17 protein-coding genes and 1 riboswitch are annotated in these 18,504 nt (G+C 44.1%); of the genes, 13 read left to right on the forward strand and 4 right to left on the reverse strand.

Annotation, left to right across the window (positions count from 1 at the left end):
* Positions 1-83: 83 nt before the first annotated feature.
* Together RQP50_RS24365 and RQP50_RS24370 are read left to right on the forward strand one after the other, a co-directional pair.
* Entirely contained in the window at positions 84-512 is a 429-nt protein-coding gene (locus RQP50_RS24365) for an NUDIX domain-containing protein (RefSeq protein ID WP_315747024.1), read from the forward strand.
* A gap of 170 nt (positions 513-682) precedes the next feature.
* Positions 683-1,306 carry a GNAT family N-acetyltransferase gene (locus RQP50_RS24370; protein WP_315747025.1) on the forward strand — a complete coding sequence of 208 codons (624 nt, stop codon included), beginning with the start codon at positions 683-685 and terminating at the stop codon, positions 1,304-1,306.
* 185 nt (positions 1,307-1,491) lie between these two features.
* Here the strand turns inward: RQP50_RS24370 and RQP50_RS24375 are convergent, their stop codons facing one another.
* Positions 1,492-2,052, reverse strand: a complete 561-nt coding sequence (locus RQP50_RS24375) for an SLOG family protein (RefSeq protein WP_315747026.1) — start codon at positions 2,050-2,052, stop codon at positions 1,492-1,494.
* Positions 2,053-2,250: 198 nt separating this feature from the next.
* On the opposite strand from RQP50_RS24375, the gene RQP50_RS24380 reads away from it, so the two are divergent.
* Together RQP50_RS24380 and RQP50_RS24385 are read left to right on the forward strand one after the other, a co-directional pair.
* Positions 2,251-3,111 (forward strand): DUF6612 family protein, encoded by an 861-nt coding sequence (locus RQP50_RS24380; RefSeq protein WP_072730118.1) that lies wholly within the window; start codon positions 2,251-2,253, stop codon positions 3,109-3,111.
* A gap of 169 nt (positions 3,112-3,280) precedes the next feature.
* Complete coding sequence (locus RQP50_RS24385; RefSeq protein WP_072730119.1) at positions 3,281-4,054, forward strand: DUF6612 family protein; 774 nt, start codon at positions 3,281-3,283, stop codon at positions 4,052-4,054.
* A gap of 167 nt (positions 4,055-4,221) precedes the next feature.
* On the opposite strand, the gene RQP50_RS24390 is transcribed toward RQP50_RS24385, so the two are convergent.
* The 3 genes from RQP50_RS24390 to RQP50_RS24400 all read right to left on the reverse strand — a co-directional run bounded on the left by RQP50_RS24390 (position 4,222) and on the right by RQP50_RS24400 (position 9,155).
* Positions 4,222-6,822 carry a CAP-associated domain-containing protein gene (locus tag RQP50_RS24390; RefSeq protein WP_315747027.1) on the reverse strand — a complete coding sequence of 867 codons (2,601 nt, stop codon included), beginning with the start codon at positions 6,820-6,822 and terminating at the stop codon, positions 4,222-4,224.
* A 210-nt stretch (positions 6,823-7,032) separates the two neighbouring features.
* Positions 7,033-7,122, reverse strand: a riboswitch (cyclic di-GMP riboswitch).
* A gap of 177 nt (positions 7,123-7,299) precedes the next feature.
* A complete protein-coding gene (locus tag RQP50_RS24395; protein WP_072730120.1) occupies positions 7,300-8,481 on the reverse strand; it encodes a macrolide family glycosyltransferase in 1,182 nt (393 codons plus the stop codon).
* Entirely contained in the window at positions 8,478-9,155 is a 678-nt protein-coding gene (locus tag RQP50_RS24400; protein WP_315747028.1) for a helix-turn-helix transcriptional regulator, read from the reverse strand. The genes RQP50_RS24395 and RQP50_RS24400 overlap by 4 nt, the downstream gene beginning before the upstream one ends.
* 226 nt (positions 9,156-9,381) lie before the next feature.
* Here RQP50_RS24400 and RQP50_RS24405 point away from each other — a divergent pair, with 226 nt between their 5' ends.
* The 9 genes from RQP50_RS24405 to RQP50_RS24445 all read left to right on the forward strand — a co-directional run bounded on the left by RQP50_RS24405 (position 9,382) and on the right by RQP50_RS24445 (position 18,500).
* On the forward strand, positions 9,382-10,179 hold the full coding sequence (locus RQP50_RS24405; protein WP_315747029.1) for a DUF6612 family protein: 798 nt from the start codon (positions 9,382-9,384) through the stop codon (positions 10,177-10,179).
* 499 nt (positions 10,180-10,678) lie between these two features.
* Positions 10,679-12,202 (forward strand): ABC-F family ATP-binding cassette domain-containing protein, encoded by a 1,524-nt coding sequence (locus RQP50_RS24410; protein ID WP_315747030.1) that lies wholly within the window; start codon positions 10,679-10,681, stop codon positions 12,200-12,202.
* Between the two features lie 151 nt (positions 12,203-12,353).
* On the forward strand, positions 12,354-12,818 hold the full coding sequence (locus tag RQP50_RS24415) for an OsmC family protein (protein WP_174807836.1): 465 nt from the start codon (positions 12,354-12,356) through the stop codon (positions 12,816-12,818).
* Positions 12,819-12,913: 95 nt separating this feature from the next.
* Entirely contained in the window at positions 12,914-13,552 is a 639-nt protein-coding gene (locus RQP50_RS24420) for a DUF1349 domain-containing protein (protein ID WP_072730125.1), read from the forward strand.
* A gap of 366 nt (positions 13,553-13,918) precedes the next feature.
* Complete coding sequence (locus RQP50_RS24425) at positions 13,919-14,794, forward strand: radical SAM/SPASM domain-containing protein (protein ID WP_315747031.1); 876 nt, start codon at positions 13,919-13,921, stop codon at positions 14,792-14,794.
* Positions 14,795-15,024: 230 nt separating this feature from the next.
* Positions 15,025-15,786, forward strand: coding sequence for a restriction endonuclease (locus RQP50_RS24430; RefSeq protein ID WP_072730127.1), 762 nt, complete (start codon positions 15,025-15,027; stop codon positions 15,784-15,786).
* A gap of 240 nt (positions 15,787-16,026) precedes the next feature.
* The gene (locus RQP50_RS24435) at positions 16,027-16,605 is read left to right on the forward strand and encodes a class I SAM-dependent methyltransferase (RefSeq protein WP_315747032.1); all 579 of its coding nucleotides are present in this window, start codon (positions 16,027-16,029) and stop codon (positions 16,603-16,605) included.
* A 124-nt stretch (positions 16,606-16,729) separates the two neighbouring features.
* A complete protein-coding gene (locus tag RQP50_RS24440) occupies positions 16,730-17,440 on the forward strand; it encodes a response regulator transcription factor (protein ID WP_021255341.1) in 711 nt (236 codons plus the stop codon).
* On the forward strand, positions 17,433-18,500 hold the full coding sequence (locus tag RQP50_RS24445; protein WP_315747033.1) for a sensor histidine kinase: 1,068 nt from the start codon (positions 17,433-17,435) through the stop codon (positions 18,498-18,500). Before RQP50_RS24440 ends, RQP50_RS24445 begins: the two co-directional genes overlap by 8 nt.
* The last annotated feature ends 4 nt before the right edge of the window (positions 18,501-18,504 follow it).

An 18,504-nucleotide genomic window follows, 5' to 3' on the forward strand; every position in this document is an offset into this window, starting at 1 on the left:
TGCGCGACTCCTCTTTTTGTGAAACCATTGCATGACCTAAATAGTCTAATGATGGTGAATATTCGATTAAGGAGTGAGTGGCAATGACAGTTACAAATCATACAACAGCAATTCCGAAATTAGGTGTAGGAGCGGTAATTCGCAATCAAAATGACGAAATTCTGTTGGTCAAGCGCAACCGGAACCCGGAACAAGGAACATGGAGCATTCCTGGCGGCAAGCTGGATATGTACGAATCATTAGAGGAATGCGTTATCCGTGAGGTGCAAGAGGAAGTTAACCTGGATATAACGGTGACCCAATTGCTATGTACAGCGGAAACGATCCGTCCCGAAAATGATGAACACTGGGTGTCCCTCATCTACGATACAACAGTACAGGGAGGAGAAGCACGCAATAATGAGGCAGACGGAGCAATTGGGGATATGCGTTGGTTTTCCCTGGACAAGCTGCCCGAGCAATTGGCCTGCTTTACGAAGCCTGCAATAGATCGAATATTGGGAAAAGCTTGAGGCTTGAATCTAGTTTGGTTTAAGTGGAACGTGTGGGAATGAGCGTGGTGCAACATTTTCCGGGAAATAATGTGGCTGAGCGACAAAAACAGAACAAAACTACTTTCAGCAACAGGGTTCTTGTATTCTGCTATTCCTCAAAATTACTGAGATGAAAAAGATATCGCAAGATGTTAGCTGATGGGATTCAACAAAATAAACCATTAGAGGGGGAAGACGTAATGCTTGCTTCAGATGGTCAGGTATCGATTAGAGAAATGTCTTATTCTGATGAAGACTTTGCTTTGTTATATAAATGGCTGAATGATAAAAAAATCCTAAGTTTTATTGAAGGTCCAAGTACCAGATTTACATGGGAACAGATTATAGGAAAATATGGGCCACGGGCAAGAGGAGAGCATTTTGTCACCCCGTGTATTATTGAATTTAATAATGCTTCTATAGGATATTTACAGTTCTATCCGTTACAACAGGATGAAATTCATGAATATGGAGCAAAGCTTGATCAACCGCAATTCGGACTAGATATATTTATAGGAGAGACTGATTTTTGGGATAAGGGAATCGGAACTCTGGCATTGAAACTTATCATTCGGTATTTATTTACCGAGCGAGAAGTTGAGGATATTTACATAGATCCACAAATCGTGAATGTCAGAGCAATCAAGAGTTATGAAAAATGTGGATTTAACAAGATAAAAGTACTACATGAAAGAGAATTGTTTGATGGAGAATATAAAGATACCCAACTAATGAGGATAACATTAGAGGAATTTATGATGCAAAATGATTGAACTAATGGCTGTATTCATTCAATGAACCAGCGGCAGTGTACTATTTTACAACACAAAGCTGCCGCTGGTTTTATAGAGTCGACCTATTACTTTTTTGGAACGATTAACTGAAGCCCCTGCTCCCTTACATACTTGATACATATCCGTTTTCACTAGACCAAGCGAATTTTATTCAAAACAATTTTTCACTCGAAGAACATGCTGCTTTGCTCCTCATCTGCAATCGCTTGAATTTCCTCTGCTCCGATATTGATATAGATATAGCCTTCTTCTTCTTGCTTCTTCAAGGCGCGTTCCTTCGTAAACTTCGGACTTGCCTCTCCCGAATCCTCATCATAGACGAGCAGAATGCCATCTGTCTTGCGGAACAGCAGCTCGTCCCTTGCGATGAACTGCCATTTGCCACTGTAGGGAGCATTACTCACCGAGCCATAGTAATCGATTCCGCGCATAATTTCTTCGAAATAGGTTTGCTTCTCCTCGCTCCACTGTGATTGAGGATTGGCGTACGCCGTAATAATGGAGCATTTCAACTGCGGATATTGTTGTTTCAGCGAGATAGCAGCTTCGCAAGCCCATAAATCGACTCCATACTGGCCAGGTGTGATGACCCATTCTAATCCTTCTCCAATTAGCGGAATAAGGCGAGATTCTATCGCTTTGCGTATATAAGGAACTCCCTGATGCTTATTGTTATAAATGCCGAGTTCGTGAGCTCGGTAGCCGGTAACGAGTAGATTTTTCAATGTATGATTCCTCCGAGAATGTATCTATATATATGATTATAGACGGTATAACTAAAAATGATAAATATACATAGAATGGGACTAAATATCTAGTTCCTTCATCAATTTGACACATGTTTTAGTTCTAAAATCCCTGTTACAGAGACGTATGAATTGGTTAATATGAGTAAGTATACTAACATTTAGGGGGAAAAAGTTTTGAAAAAATGGGTTGCACTATTGTTGGGGGCAATATTAGTAGTAAGCATGACGGCTTGCGGAGATAAAAAAGACGCTGCTGGAGCAAACAGCTCTTCTACAGCACAGACGACAACTGAGACAGAGAAAAAGGATGCTCAGGTTCCATCTGTCGATGAACTTATTCAAAAATCAATTGATGCAAGCAAGTCGCTCAAGAATTTCTCTATGGACAGCCAAGTGAAGCAGGATCTTACAATTAGCCAAGGTGAACAGAAGCAAGAGCAAAATACGGAAATAAAACTGAAAAGCGACATGACTAAAGAGCCTTTCAATCTGTATCAAGAAATGACAATGAACGTAGCGGGTCAAGGTGAGCAAAAAGTCGTTCAGTATATTTCGAAGGACGGCATTTATTCACAAGTGAACGGGCAATGGACGAAGATGCCGGATGACATGAAGGCACAAATTCTTGAAGGTGCGGAGAAAGGGGCAAGCCCAGAGCAGTCCCTGGAACGCTTCAAATCGATAGCGAAAGATTCGAAGGTATCCGAAGAAGGTACTAACTATATCTTGACGGCGGACTTGTCCGGTGACGGGATGAAGGAACTGGCGAAGTCGTTGATGACCCAATCTGGTTCTAACAGTAATCCTCAAATGGAAGCAATGATTGAGCAAATGAAGATTAAAAGCATTAAGATGAAGTTTGGTGTCAACAAGGAGTCATACCAACCAACAATATCCGATGTCGACATGTCTATGGAAGTAGAAGAGCAAGGTCAGAAAGTTGAACTCAATATGGTTATGACAAGCACATTCTCGAAGCATAACGAGGTTGGCGAAATCAAGGTGCCACAAGAAGTATTGGACAGCGCTAAGTAATCGCAATGTATAGACTAGACCGTCGAATCTACGGATTTGGCGGTTTTTTTATGGCATTAATAGTTCTATTCTACTAATTTCTGTTTCGGAATAGGGCTACGTTCACTTTGTCTGTCTATCGATATTGGTTACTATGAGGGAGCATACTAATTTTGGGAGGCAGACGGTTTTGAAGAAGTGGACGGCAGCACTCGTAGCGATCATGGTAGTACTAGGCATTACAGCATGCGGCAACTCAACACCTACGGCAGGAGAATTGATTCAAAAGGCTACGGATGCGGATAAAACATTGAAGAGCTATTCAATGGATGTCCATGTTGAGCAAGTGAATGGGATTCAAGGCGACAGCAGCAAAGAAGAAAAATCGGATATTACAATCAAAACTGACTTTACAAAGGAACCGCTTGGTTTCTATCAAGATACGTCAATTGTGTCAGACCAAACGAACCAAACGATTAAACAATACTTCACCAAAGAAGGAGCATACTCTCAGGTCAATGGCGAATGGGCGAAAGTTCCGGATGAGTTGAAGAGCCAGTGGGAAACGAACATTAAGAGCCAAATGAGCTTGACGCAAAATCTCGATAAATTTAAGCCGTTAGAGAAAGATTCGAAGATTACCGTGGAAGGTAACGAATACATCATGACTACGGATATGTCTGGCGATAAAGGCAAGGAGTTGGCGAAGACGCTGTTGTCCGAGTCATCTGGTGAAGAAGCTGCGGAAGCGCTTGGCAAGATGAATGTTAAGACGCTTACCATGACATATGGCGTGAATAAGGAAACCTACTTCCCAACAAAAAGCGGCTTTACACTTGTGCTCGAAGGGGAAGAGAACGGACAGAAGATTTCGATCAGCATGAAGGTGACGAGCACAATTACGAAGCATAACGAATTGGCCGAAATTAAAGTGCCGAAGGATGTTATCGACAACGCTCAATAGGATACGATTTCGATTGTCTATGAAGAAAGAAAATAAAGTTATAGACTGAGAAAAAATAGTTCCGACGGCATTACTGTTATCACGCGGTACACCCCATAAAAGGAAAAAAAAGCAGAGATCCTATGTGTTAATCTAGGATCTCTGCTTTTTGTGTCATGATGAATATCTTATTGCTCGTGTATCACGCGGTACAAAACGAGTGCCGCCTGCGCTCGAGTGAGCGTTCCCGCCGGATCAAGTTTGTTATCGGTGGTTCCTTTGATAAGTCCTTTGCTCACTGCGTACACAACGGCTGTCTTTGCATCCTGTGAGATGAGTGCTTCATCCTTAAATCCAAGCGAAGCGCTTGAATGGGACAGATCAATTTTCAATGCCCGCGTAAGCATCACGACCATTTTTTCGCGAGTAATCGGTTTACGTGCCCCAGGCTCTGCAATCCGCTGTTCCCAAGTATTTCCGTTATTCGTCAAGCGATCAAGCAAGGTGGCGAACTCCGCTTGGGTAATAACGTCGTTCGGCTTGAATGTGTGTATGCTGTCTTTGCCGCACAACAGTCCGTGAGCTGCAATGACTTCAATTTCATCCTTTGCCCAATGTGCAGTAAGATCATTGAAGGATCTTGCATGCTCTGCAATCGTGTAGGTGCCGAACTGCGTGACCTGGAAGGAAATATGCTTCTTATCAGCTGCCTTCATTCCGGCCAGTTTATAGCTCCAAGCATTTGTTGTTACGCCTTGAGCTTCTGCGTACACGCCTGCCTTACGAATATCCTTTGTAGCTTCCATCAGCTTCAAGGAGATTTCCAACAGGATATTCTTTGCTTCTTGCGGCCCACGGATCGTGATCATCGGAGACGTAAAGGTCGTCTCGCCATGATGCTTGCTAAAACCTTTGTCCTTATGCTCTGCAAGAGACACCACAAGCTCGAGTCCGCTCGTTCCGATGAGTTCCGCAATAGACTTATTCGGAATGGTAATATCGAATTCGGCTGTAGACAGAAGCAAATCCTTGCCTGATTCCTGCAGCAGTTTGGCGGCCGATTTGTCAAGCGTGAAGGAGACTTCATTGTAATCCTTCATGCTTACATCGCTAATATCGGGTTGAACCTGCTTGGCATTTTTGTCCTGCAGCTGTTTTTTCACGGTATTCGCATTTATCTTAAACTCCGCATTCACTGCATGCTCCTTCATCGTCTCTGCCAGTAATCCTGCCTTCATCGTCTTACCGGCTGGAATTGTTCCCACAGAAGTCGAAGGTGTAGAACTAGTAGAACCTCTAGAGCCTTCAGATGAGGAAGACGAAATAGGCAACTCTGGCTTCGGATTCGGATTTGGAACAGACGGCTTGATGACATCAACGGTAGACGAGTGAATGTAACCGATTCGGATCCGTTCATTGTTTGCGTTGAACAGATTCGCATTTACAAGATTGAAGGTATATTTCCCTTCTTGGTCGCTCAAGAAAGCGATGGTTGCTATGTCGCCGTCTCCTTCATAAGCGCCTCCGTTGAGATTGACGGAGTAATCCAATTGCTTCTGGCCATTAGGTAAATCGGTTATGTTCTTTGTCGTGATAAGCGGGACATCCGGATAGTTCAACTTTTGATAGGTAGCCATCGTAACGCTTGGCTTAATATCTAAGAGAGTCAAGCGGCTGTCATAAGTAAGACTGAATGAAGCTGAATATACTGCTTTCGACACAGAATATTCGACCTTTACATCGAATGGATCTCCTGTCAGAACCTTAGATTTGCTGAGGCTAGGAGATACAACATCAGGATCGGGCTTTTTATCGTCGACGGAATTCTGCGTGACGAAGTTCTGTGTGTAATATACATTTGAATTCCCCCCGAAGTACACACCCACCCCTAGATGAGAAAAGTCTCCCAAAATATTCGAACGATGTCCTTTCGAGTTCATCCAGTTCTCGTGAACGAAGATGGCACTCGACTGTCCAGCAGCAATGTTTTCCCCTGCCTTTTGGTATACGATTCCGTCCGCCTTCAGCCGATCGAACGGGGATTTGCCGTCCGGATTGTTATGATCGAAGAAGCTTCTCAGCCCCATATCGTCGCTATGCTTGCGAGCAGTTCCCGCAGCCTTTTCATTCCACTTCAATGGCTTCATGCCCTCGCGGACACGCACAGCATTAGCCAAATCGAGGATTTGTTGCTCAAAGCTTGTCTGCAATCGCTTGCTAGGCGTGCCAAAGTACCCCTTGAACGCCAGTTCCACATCCTGGGCAATAAATTGGACAGCCGTCACCGTATTCCCTTGATGGAGATCATAGAACACGGTTGCATACATACCGCCGACCTTGTACAGGCTATATTGTCCGCTGTTGTCCATATTGTAAATCGTATTGCCTTTCCTAATTTGACTGAGGGAAGATCCGAAGGCTGCCTCTACCTCCTGCTTGGTTGAACCGAATCCAATACTGCCATAAGAATCATTCGCATTCGTATAGAGTGCAACGACCTTGTGGTCCTGAACACCAACTTGTAAGTAATGTTTATAATCCTGATTGTAAATATACCACTCGAAGCCATATTCACTTAGATCCTTGCGAACCGGCAGTCCGATTTTTTGGAATAGTTGATCCTCGCTCATTCCTATGGTGATGCCTTGCAGTTGGTCTGCCCCTGCCTGCGGAGCATTGTTCGTTTTCGTGACAGTAATCATACTACCGACCAGCTTATCCGCTGCATAAAGGGTCGGCTGATAGATAAGCATCCCGGCTAACAGCGCAGCGCTAGCTGTAATCGTCATACGCCGCATTCTTCCTGCTTTAATGTGTTTATGCTGTTCTTGGTACATTGCGTTGTTGGTTGCTGTACAACATGGCCGCATCATTTCATCTCCTATTCTTTTACATTCTGCGATCAAATGAGATGAACACCGGGGACGCTTTACAATAGCACAAAAAAAGCGCCACCCTAATGGCAGCGCAATAAAAAAAGACGCACGTAATGTCGCAATTAGGGCAACCCGGCTGTCATCGCATTGTGAAATACATTAGACCCGTGGCTTTGCGTCCCCTGCTTTCGCTAGGGTTTGCCATTATCCAAATGTTACAGATTAAATGTCTATAGTAACATGTAAATGAACAGCTTGTATACAACTGTGCCTATAGGTACGCAAAATTCATCAAGTACCAGGTCTATCAACCCAGTACGATATTTATGTTCGTCATGCACCTCTTCAATGAAGCTGCCCCATTTTTAAAAAAGGATCATGAAAGTACCATTAAGACTTCGCTCGAATTTTAGTTAAAATCACATTGGCCGCTTCTACTGCACCACCAGCATTCTGAAAAGTTTCTGACAGTTTTAGCGCATTTTCCTGATATGTCCGATTCGTCAACACCTCAGATACCGCTGCTGCCAAATATTTTGGCTTCTTTCCTTTCAACTGTAAACCTGCACCCAGTTGAGCAACCCGATCAGCCACTAATCCTTGTTCGCTATGTTGCGGAAATAAAACCATTGGAACTCCAAAATAAAGGCTTTCATTCACACTATTCATACCGCAATGGGTAATAAATACATCGGCTGTTTGCAATACCGATATTTGATCCACGACGTTATTCACTGTAAAATTTCTTGGTATGTTGCCAAGAGAAGCAATCTCCGTTTTTTCACCAACTGACATCACAACATCATAGTCCGTATCTGCAAATGCCTGAATAACTTTTTGGTAAAAATCTTGATTTTGATTCAGTATAGTCCCAAGTGAAATGTAGATTCGTTTTCTATCTTTTTTATTAATCTGTATCGACGGAGACTGTCTGATGGATGGTCCGACAAAAGCATATCGCTCAGAAAACGTATCCGCCATCGGCTGGAATTCTTTCGAGGTATAGACAATGGTGTCTGTTTCATTATTATTTTGAACAATCGATATAAAATTCTCAATTTCATATCCATGATTCTTTAACAACTGAATTTTTCTGTTCATTCGGGGCAAACCCACGATCATTCTCCATAAATCGATAAAACCACGCTTCATCAGTTTCGCAGTGTACTGATTAAAAGCAAAGGTAGTAGTCGAACAAACATATGGAATTTCTAGTTTTTTAGCAAATAATTTTCCCCAAAAGCATATAGAGTCAGATACAATACAATCCGGCTGAATTTCCCTTAATTCCTGACATACCTTCTCATCCAAAGCAATGGTCGTATCGGCAACCATCTCAATTAATGCTGTAAAATCTTTGCCAACCTTGCGATCCAATTCCTTTTGTGAAAGCTGGGGCAAGAACTCATCACAAGCAATGAATGCAGCGCCAGCACCTTCTATTTTTTCCTGAAATTCTAGAAAGGAATAGTACCAAACTTGATGGCCTCTATTGACTAATTCGGCTACCACCGGAATGGTTGGATTAGTGTGACCATGCGCGGGTATCGAAAAAAATACAATTTTGCTCATTCTGATTTATCTACCTCTCGCTCCGCTTTTTGGATCATCTCTACAAATTCCATGAAATGATTACTTTTTAAGAGAGCAATCCCTTTTGTCGCATCTTCCCCCAAGACAATCAGCTTATCACCAGCTTGTATCTGATACATTTCGCGTGCCTGTTTGGGAATGACAATCTGTCCCCGATCACCTACCTTCACAACACCAAAGAACTGCTTCCCCGTGGGAGCGAGCTGATTCGCCGCTTCTTCACTCATATCACGGGATAATTGATCCAAGGTTACTTGAAAAAGTTCAGCGAGTATTTTGCATTTAAAAATATCGGGCAAGGCCTCCCCGTTTTCCCACTTTGCTACGGTCTGTCGTGATACGTTTACCTTCTCCGCTAATTGCTCCTGACTGAATTTATGCTTTTTACGCAACACACGAATATTCATACCAATCATATTTTTCATCTCCATATACGTTAAATATATAGAAGAACCAAGGTGAAAATCTATCAACAGTTCGCAACATTTTATGTTAAGAATTGTGGCGAAGAACAGGTCATAGATGAAGCTAACGTCGATAGCGCCGTATTCGATTTTGCGAACCAAAAGATCCTTAGGTACAAGCTCGTCGAAGGAAAACATGGAGGTTTGGGCAAGACGTCCTTTGCAACACATTTTTCGCAATATATCCAATACTTGTGCACTGTTATTTGTCCATATCATACCAAATTAATAGAGAATACAAACTGAGGTGTTCTGTTAAAGAACAAGACTGTCGACAGTCTTGCTGTATCCATTAGATGTATCGATGATGTCTAAATGCTTCTATTTTATTGAAGTAATAGGTTTTAACTTACTGTTCCCTTCTTTATAAATTGGCTAACATGGGTAAAGCAGATTATTTTAGGGGGCTGTTATTTTGAAAAAACGGATAACCATACTACTAGCATTCTTATCATTACTAGGGATAACGGCATGCGGCAATACGATGCCCACTGTAGATGAAGTATTGCAGAAAGCAATTGAGGCTGATAAACGTGTAAAGAGCTTCTCTTTAGATATCGTTCAAACACAAACATTGACAGTAGACCATAAAACACAAGAATCAAAGGTAACTACAATGAGATATGACTATACCAAGGAACCGATAGGTTCATATTTCGAAAGTTCGATATATTCTGATGAAGTGAACCTAACGAAAAAAATGTACAGAACGGATGAAGGAACATATTTTCTTGGATATGATGGTCAATGGAGGAAGTTGCTAGATGATTCGATGAATCCAACTCAAATACAGAAGGATATGGATTTGAGTGAGCTCTTTAGACAGATCAAGATGTATGCAAATGAAGCGAACATTATTTCTGAAGGCAATGATTATATCGTGACAGTGAGTTTGGAAAATGAAAAAGCTAAGGAAGCGGAACATTTTTTGTGGTCGGAGTCACCAAGCCAGGAAGAGGATAATTTAGAAAAGAAAACATCAGAGCAAAAGGGTAATAAGCAAATCATGCTCGATATGAAAAACATAGTAATGAAATATCGGATAAACAAGGATAATTATTTTCTTATTAGTATCACTTTTGAATATACCAAGTCAGGAGAAGAGTCCGGACGAAAAATTGAGGATCATTTTGTAAGTAACTCAACATACACTAGACACAATGTGGTCCCTCAGATTAAAGTGCCACAGCATATTATAAACAGCGCTCAATAAGAAGTTATTTTTCTACTGGTTGATTCCGCCGCATCTTTTGAATGCGGCGGTTTTTGCATATTCTTGACAGGACGAGCTATGATCGTGTATGATTTTCCTCGTAATACCATTTTATGATGATGAGGATTAGAAAGGGGATGGCGGTATTGTCAACTGTTCTTCAACGGAAATTGGCTTAAGACGGGAGAAGTCTGCCCATTTTTAGCTTAACGCCAATCGAAGAACAGTGGATAAAGAACCGATTCCTTTTTTCATATACAAGTACGCGTTCATGAACTTTGGGTGCAGAACCAAGCGGAACGAACAGACAACGGTCTGTTCGTATTGGTCTACAGCACTAAGGATGAATTGAACTACCATTAAGGGCTATTTGTATAGGGCAAGGCGATTCGTTCGCCTTGCCCTTTTTTGCATACACACAAGTAGATACTTTCTTTATGAAGCTGTTCTCTCGCTTGGCGTTGAGCATCATTTACGCAAATGCAAAGGAGAGAATGACATGAGTATGTTATCTGTAGAAGAAGTAACCCATTTTTATGGAGATAAACGAGTATTTCTTGATATTAGCTTCCGCTTGCTACCGGGGGAGCATGCCGGAATTGTAGGCAGCAACGGAGCGGGCAAGTCAACATTGCTGCGTATCCTGTCCGGTGAGCTATTGCCGGATGCAGGGAAGGTGGAGTGGCTGCCTCATGTGAAGGTAGGTTATTTGCAGCAGCATATTGATCTGCAGCCTGGGATGACCGTGCTCGATTATTTGCGCGGGGCATTTGGGCACCTCTATGCCATGGAACAGAATTTGATGGAGTTGGCACACAAGATGGCCGAAGATGCTGACAATCTGGAGTTATGGCTTGCCAAGTATGGGGAGCTTCAGCATCGACTGGAGCATTCGGGATTTTATGAGATTGAAGTGAAACTGGAACAGATCGCAGCAGGCTTAGGGCTGCTTGATATTGGTCTGGATCGGGATGTCGAGAAGCTGAGCGGAGGTCAACGCACGAAGCTGCTTCTAGGAAGATTGCTCTTGGAAGAACCCCATGTTCTCCTGCTGGATGAACCGACGAACTATTTGGATGAGGTGCACATTGATTGGCTGAAGGGCTATTTGAAGGGGTATAAGCAAGCCTTCTTGGTCATTTCCCATGATAATTCTTTCTTAAATGAAATTGCCACGTCGATCTTTCATGTCGAGCACCAGAATATTAAGCGTTATGTAGGCAACTACGAGGCATTCCGCAGCGTATACGAGCTTAATAATTTGCAGCAGCACGAAGCGTATAGCCGACAACAGAAGGAAATTGCCAGACTCGAAGATTTTGTTCAGAAAAATAAGATTCGCAAGGCGAAGCAGGCCAAGAGCCGCGAGAAGATGCTGGAACGCATGACGCGGATTGATCGACCAACTTCTGGTGCGAAGCCGCGGTTTTCTTTCCAAGTTCATGTAGAGCCTGAAGGTAGAATTATGAGGGCTGAACAGCTACAAATCGGCTATGCGAAGCCGCTATGCTCGCCTCTGAATCTGTTGATGAAACGAGGAGAGAAGATTGCGATTGTCGGTCATAATGGAGTGGGCAAGACAACGCTGCTTAAGACGCTGCTTGGAGAATTACCCCCATTGCATGGCAATGTTCGTCAAGGAGAGCGGGTGAAGGTCGCTTATTTTGCTCAAGAGCTGTTCGTATCCGACGATTCCGCGCTTGATCAATTATGCGCATTCCGTACAGACATGACACATCAGCAGATACGCAAGCTGCTTGCGATGACTGGGTTGACGGAGGAGCATATTCGGCAGCCGCTCAGCTCGCTAAGCGGCGGAGAGCAGGCTAAGGTACGATTATGCGAATTGATGCTGACGGACAGCAATGTGCTCGTGTTGGATGAACCGACGAATCACTTGGATGCTCGGGCGAAGGAGGCCCTTATAGAGGCACTGCGCAGCTACACTGGTTCAGTGCTGCTGGTATCTCATGAGCCTGACTTTTATGCAGATTGGGTGACACAGGTGTGGTCGTTGAAATAAGGGCTGCTCGGTTTGCAGCTCGACCATAGTAGGGAGATTGCAGAAAGCTGCAGTCTCCCTTCTTTTCTTGGAAGCAAGAGAACATTCTCACTATTCATATTTTTTAACTGTGATATAATGTTGGTTAAAATAGGAAGGCGAGGTTATATGAATGCCACTTGAAACATTTACTGCTTCTGCACATCTGCAAGAGGGAATGGTTGTAAAGGCGAGATCACGGAATTTCGAGATTACGATTGACGAGCCGAAATCGCTGGGCGGTACGGATACGGCAATGAATCCGGTTGAAGTCGTACTGTGTGCGTTAGGCGCCTGCCAGTCCATCGTGGCAAGAGCATATGCCCGTAAATTCAATATTCAGCTGGAGCAATTTTGGGTGGAGCTTGAGGGGGATTTGGATACAGATGGCTTCATGAACAAATCTGACGTGCGCCGAGGCTATTCTGAAATTCGCTACAACATCCATGTGAAGAGCAATGCTTCCTATGAGCAGGTCGAACAATTCGTGCAGTTCATTGAGCGTACATGTCCGGTTGGGGATACGATTAGTGCTCCTGTTCGACTTGTATTGAATGGCATTATTCTGGAACAGGACTCTCCGCAGGTCACAACATAATGTAGGAGATGCACCGTAATCTTAATTGCGCCCCTGTACAGTAGGGATGATTCCACCTATGATGGAATAGAGACTACGACATGGAGGCAATTCAGATGAGCAATTCAATTCGACTACATGAAAATTTTGAACATGAACAATTGAACACGAACTTGATGTGGTACTCGCCGCCTCGAGCGTGGGAGATCAATCAAGAATCTGCAAAACTCATTGTTCGCACCGTCAAAGAAACCGATTACTGGCAAAAGACACATTATGGCTTTGAAGTCGATAATGGACATTTTCTATATACAGAAATTGAGGGGAACTTCAGGCTGACGACCAAGGTATATTCCTATCCTGTTCACCGTTATGACCAAGCAGGGCTAATGGTTCGCTATTCGCCAGACACTTGGCTCAAAACATCTGTAGAATATATTCCGGATGGGAGCAATAAGCTCGGCGCAGTCGTCACGAACCACGGATATTCGGACTGGTCAACCCAAGAGGTTGATAATGGGGATGCTCCGGTCTACTTCCGTATTTCCCGGATTGGGAACGACTTTTATGTCGATTACTCACTGGATGGTGCCGCATGGAAGCAGCTTCGCATGACCCATTTGTTCGAGCAGGAGTCGAAGCCAATTCAAGTTGGTGTCTATGCATGCAGTCCGCAAGGTGAAGGGTATGAGGCACATTTTGATTACATAACGATTGAAGAACTTTCGGATGATCGAACTCAAGTGTATAAGTAATGGGATTGCTTCAGAAACAGAGTTTATCTTGAAACTCGACCTTTAAATGGTCAATGTGGGGCCCTTCTCAATAAGGGCCTCTTTAGCGTTTGCGCATTTTGGATACTTCTCGAACCTAGGAACTATCTCAAGTTCGGCAAAAGGATGCACTCCGATCAACCCATCAAGCAATCGATATTCACATGTGACGTGTGTACGTTACCCCCTATTCTTCGCTACAATCCATCGTTTTCGGTGATGGAATTCTGCTCTGCCGTACTAGTTCCTGTATGTTCCGGCCCGGATTAAGTTGAATGCAGGGGCGTTTTCGTGCATAGTAGAGGGTGAGGACAGTACGGAACTACTACAATAGAATGGGGAACAATCTTGAAAACGTTCAAAAAAGTCTATATAGAGCTGACCAGTGTATGCAACTTGGCTTGTACGTTCTGTCCGCCGACAGAACGCAAAGCGAACTTCATGAAGCTGGATGCATTCAATCATATTCTAGATGAGATTAAGCCGCATACGAATCATATTTATTTGCATGTCAAAGGAGAGCCCTTGCTCCATCCGAAGATCGATGAACTATTAGACGCAGCCCATGAGAAGGGCTTCAAGGTCAATATTACAACGAACGGTACACTTATACGCAAGAACAAGCATAAGCTGCTTGGCAAGCCAGCGCTGCGCCAGATGAACTTCTCGCTTCATAGCTTCGATGGTCATATTGGCTCGGAGAACCGTGATAAGTATCTTGCTGATATTTTGGAGTTCGTGCGTGAAGCTGAAGAGGATAAGGTTATCTTCTCGTTCCGACTATGGAATTTGACGCAGGATAATAAAACGAACATGGAGCGTAATCGCAACCGTGAGACGCTTGAAATTATTGAAAAAGAATTCAATTTGGACTATCGAATTGAAGAGAAGATCGTTCCGGGCAGCGGTGTTAAGATTGCGGATCGTGTTTATTTGAATCAAGACCATGAATTTGAATGGCCAAGCTTGAGCGCTCCGGAGGATGATGGCAAAGGCTTCTGCCATGCGCTTCGTTCCCAAGCAGCGATACTCGTGGACGGAACCGTTGTACCGTGCTGCTTGGATGGCGAAGGGGTTATTAATCTCGGTAATGTGAACCGTGACTCATTCTCGGAGATTGTTGAAAGTGAGCGAGCGAACAACTTGTTCTACGGATTCTCCCGCAGAGAAGCTGTGGAGGAACTGTGCCGCAAGTGTGGTTATCGCAAGCGGTTCGGCACATAGCTGAATGATGTAAATCTGAGCGACAGCAGCGCATGAAGGTAGGAAGTTCATGCCCTTCTCTCGAATACGTTGAAAGTTGAAGTCCTTATTAATCATGTATGGTTAATAAGGGCTTATTTGTTTTAGTATTGTTGCGATGCTCTAATTGAGGAGGAAGACATTTCAAGGGTTTATCAAAATGTTTCCAGGTTGTAAAATGTTGATATATAAACAACAGGAGAGATATGTACATGGGAAGCAGTGAATGGATGTTAATCGCAGCTGTTATGATAGCCATTTTGCTCGGAGCTTCGATCTTGGTTGCGATTCAAGGAAAGAAGCCATCGAAGAAGAATGGAAGATTACCGCAAAACCGGGCAAAGCGAGGTACTACAAATAGAGCTTCAACACGTTGTCGTGAAGATGAAGCGATCTTATCAAGTAAGTTGGAAGACTTGACGGGTGCTGAGTTCGAGCGCCTGTTGGCCCTTTATTTTCGAGATCAAGGTTATGGGGTCACAGAGGTGGGAGTCGGCGGCAGCGATGGGGGCGTGGATCTTGTGATTACGGATCGACGGGGAGAGAAGACCGCTGTTCAGGCGAAGTGCTATGCCAGTCACCATAAGGTTCCTGTGCAGACGGTTCGTGAACTTGTTGGTGCTAAACGGAATCACGATTGTATTTTATCCTTGTTGATTACGACATCAGATTTGACAGGGCCAGCGAAGAAAGAAGCGGAACAATTCAAAGTGGATTATTGGCACGGTGCACTCATTGAACACAAGCTGCGTTCATGGGGGAAGTGGAATCCTAGGAAAAGGACATCGAAGAAAAGTAGTCGAGAAATGGAAGTAGCAAAAGCAGAGCTGAAGCAAGGTAGTAAGGAAAGCGCAGCATCCGCATCAATGATTTGTACTTGCGGCTCGCCAATGGTGAGAAGAAAAAGCAAGCAAGGACAAGCATTCTGGGGATGCTCAACCTATCCGAAGTGCAGGCATACCCGATCGGTATAATGGTACTCTAGGAACAGAACACATATAACTAAATTACGAAACCGCTGGATGATCAATCATATAATCATAGTTGACGTTAAGCGGTTTTAACCTACCCACACTTTTTTATCCGTAGAATCTATCCCTTCAGAAATTCTTCAGAACTCATTAAGAACTCATTCAGAGCAAACTCCCTATGATCCCAAGACATGTTGGATATGATAATAACAACCAAGGATACGAGCGAAAGGGAGACGTCAAATGAGTGTGAACATGATTCGGGAAAAGCTACTGTTCTTAAATACATTTTTTCGAACGCCCAAACAGATAGGGAGCATTACGCCAAGCTCACGATTTCTCGCGCAGCGCATGATGGATGCTGTGGACTGGCAAGAGGTGCAGCATGTTGCCGAATTAGGCGCGGGAACAGGGGCCATTACGAGATTTATCGATACGGTTAAACGAGATACGGCCAGAGTGATTTTGTTCGAGAAGGATCCATTGTTGCTGGCGCGATTGCAGGATAACTATCCCGAATACGCTGCTTATCCGGATGCTGGTGAGCTAGGCAAGATATTGGGGGATGAAAGTAGGGAGCAGTTGGATTGTGTGCTGAGCGGGCTGCCATTCTTCAACTTCCCGCAGCAGTTGCGTGATCATCTGATCGAGGAAATTTACGCATCGCTTAAGCCGGGAGGTTTATTCGTTGCATTCCAATACTCTCAACAAATGAAGCCGCATTTGGCTCGCTATTTTGATATCGAGAATATTCATTTTGTGTTTCTGAACGTTCCACCAGCCTTCGTATATGTATGCCGGAAAGGGAGCGGGTTGCAGTAATCGGGTATTCGGCCTTCGACTCTCGATCCTTTTGGGAGTTGAATATCATTTCTTTTTCAATTGGATTGTTCATACACTTCTCTTAAGCTTTATACTTGTTCTACAGAAAGGAGAGAAGGATGGGATGAGTCAAGGGATATTAGTAACAGATGATGATGCGGACATACGAGATGTGCTCCGCATTTACTTGCACAATGAAGGCTATACCGTGTTTGAGGCAGCAGATGGGATTCAGGCATTGGAACTGCTGCAGCATGAACATATTGATCTTATTATTCTGGACGTGATGATGCCGAATATGGATGGTATGCAGGCATGCATGGCCATTCGCCAACATACGAAGGTGCCGATTATCATGCTCTCCGCCAAAGGAGAGAGTCTGGATAAGATCACTGGACTTCATACAGGCGCGGATGATTATATCGCCAAGCCATTTCATCCGATGGAGCTTCTGGCGAGGGTGAAGGCTCAATTGCGCAGACAATCTTTCGCGGAACAGGAAGAACGCATCATGCAGGCGCCCCCGATTTCAGATGAAACGTTTATCGAAATAAAGGATTTATGCATATATCCGGAACGGCATCTCGTTATTGTCCGGGGGAAGGAAGTGCTGCTCACCCCTACTGAATTCTCGATATTGGAGCGGCTGGCACGGCGGCGGGGGCATGTATTCAGCATTGATAAGCTTATTGAATTGGTCTGGAAGGAAGACAAATTCATCACGGACAATACAGTAATGGTGCACATCCGCAATATTCGAGAAAAGATTGAAGAGAATCCTAGAGAGCCTCAATATATTAAGACCGTATGGGGAGTGGGGTATCGGATTGAATAGAAGGATATGGGCGATGCTGCATGGTAAGCATAACATCCGAGGACGTTTGTTCTGGTTTGCGCTTCTCAGCTTGTTTTGTACCTTTATTACAATGGCGCTCATGGATACGGTATCGTCCTATTTAATAGGTCACGGTGTCAGTCCATTAGTGTTTCTGTTTCTATACCTTGCATACTTCTTTCTCTTTACACGTGGTTTACTACAAGATTTAAAGAGATTGACAGAGGGGATCTTGTCTATTGCTGAGGGAGATCTGCAATCCCGTGTAACCTTGGATAGACAGGATGAACTCGGCATTATTGCAGATTCTATTAACCATATGGCGGGACAGTTGCAGCGGATGATCGAGAAAGAGCGTCTTACCGAGCAGATGAAGATGGAGCTTATTACGAATGTCTCGCATGATTTACGCACACCGCTGACAAGTCTGATTGGATACTTGAACTTGTTGCAGCAAGAGGAGGCAGCAAGCAAGGAAGAGCAGCTGCGCTACCTTCACAATGCATGCCGGAAGACCGAGCAGCTTAGCCAGCTGATCAATGATTTGTTCGAATATACAAGACTAGCTGACAATCGAGTGGAAATCGAGCGCTCTCGTCTTGATTTGAGCGGACTGCTCCGCCAATTGCTTGTTGAATTTGAACCGTTGGCAAGAGAGGCGTCGCTCACGATTCGGCTTGTCCATGTATCCCAACGTGCGATAATGATAATGGCAGATGCAGAACTGCTTGTTCGAGCAATGGATAACTTACTAATGAATGCGTACAACTTCTCGGTAAGGCCCGGAGAAATTACGGTGCGGCTCTGGGAGCAGAATTATACAGTATGGCTGGAAATAGAGAACTGGGGGCACCCTATTACGAAGGAACAGGAGCAGCGATTGTTCGAGCGGTTCTATAAGGCGGAAGCCTCTCGTAACGATCAACACGATAGCCCCGGGGCGGGTCTCGGCCTATCTATTGCCTATCATATTGCAAGACTGCATCGTGGTCAGCTCAGCATGTCGCATGAGGAGGGGAAGTTCACGTTCCGTCTGGAGCTCCCGCTGGACGGTCAGTAACAAT

The organism is Paenibacillus suaedae (genome assembly GCF_032337355.1).
GTDB lineage: Bacteria > Bacillota > Bacilli > Paenibacillales > Paenibacillaceae > Paenibacillus_B > Paenibacillus_B suaedae.

What these genes read in the sequence shown, in the direction of transcription:
- RQP50_RS24415 (WP_174807836.1), top strand. Translation starts at nt 12,354, where the DNA reads ATGCCACTTGAAACATTTACTGCTTCTGCACATCTGCAAGAGGGAATG.
- RQP50_RS24435 (WP_315747032.1), top strand. Translation starts at nt 16,027, where the DNA reads ATGAGTGTGAACATGATTCGGGAAAAGCTACTGTTCTTAAATACATTT.
- RQP50_RS24365 (WP_315747024.1), top strand. Translation starts at nt 84, where the DNA reads ATGACAGTTACAAATCATACAACAGCAATTCCGAAATTAGGTGTAGGA.
- RQP50_RS24390 (WP_315747027.1), bottom strand. Translation starts at nt 6,822, where the DNA reads ATGACGATTACAGCTAGCGCTGCGCTGTTAGCCGGGATGCTTATCTAT.
- RQP50_RS24420 (WP_072730125.1), top strand. Translation starts at nt 12,914, where the DNA reads ATGAGCAATTCAATTCGACTACATGAAAATTTTGAACATGAACAATTG.
- RQP50_RS24410 (WP_315747030.1), top strand. Translation starts at nt 10,679, where the DNA reads ATGAGTATGTTATCTGTAGAAGAAGTAACCCATTTTTATGGAGATAAA.
- RQP50_RS24370 (WP_315747025.1), top strand. Translation starts at nt 683, where the DNA reads ATGTTAGCTGATGGGATTCAACAAAATAAACCATTAGAGGGGGAAGAC.
- RQP50_RS24440 (WP_021255341.1), top strand. Translation starts at nt 16,730, where the DNA reads ATGAGTCAAGGGATATTAGTAACAGATGATGATGCGGACATACGAGAT.
- RQP50_RS24430 (WP_072730127.1), top strand. Translation starts at nt 15,025, where the DNA reads ATGGGAAGCAGTGAATGGATGTTAATCGCAGCTGTTATGATAGCCATT.
- RQP50_RS24395 (WP_072730120.1), bottom strand. Translation starts at nt 8,481, where the DNA reads ATGAGCAAAATTGTATTTTTTTCGATACCCGCGCATGGTCACACTAAT.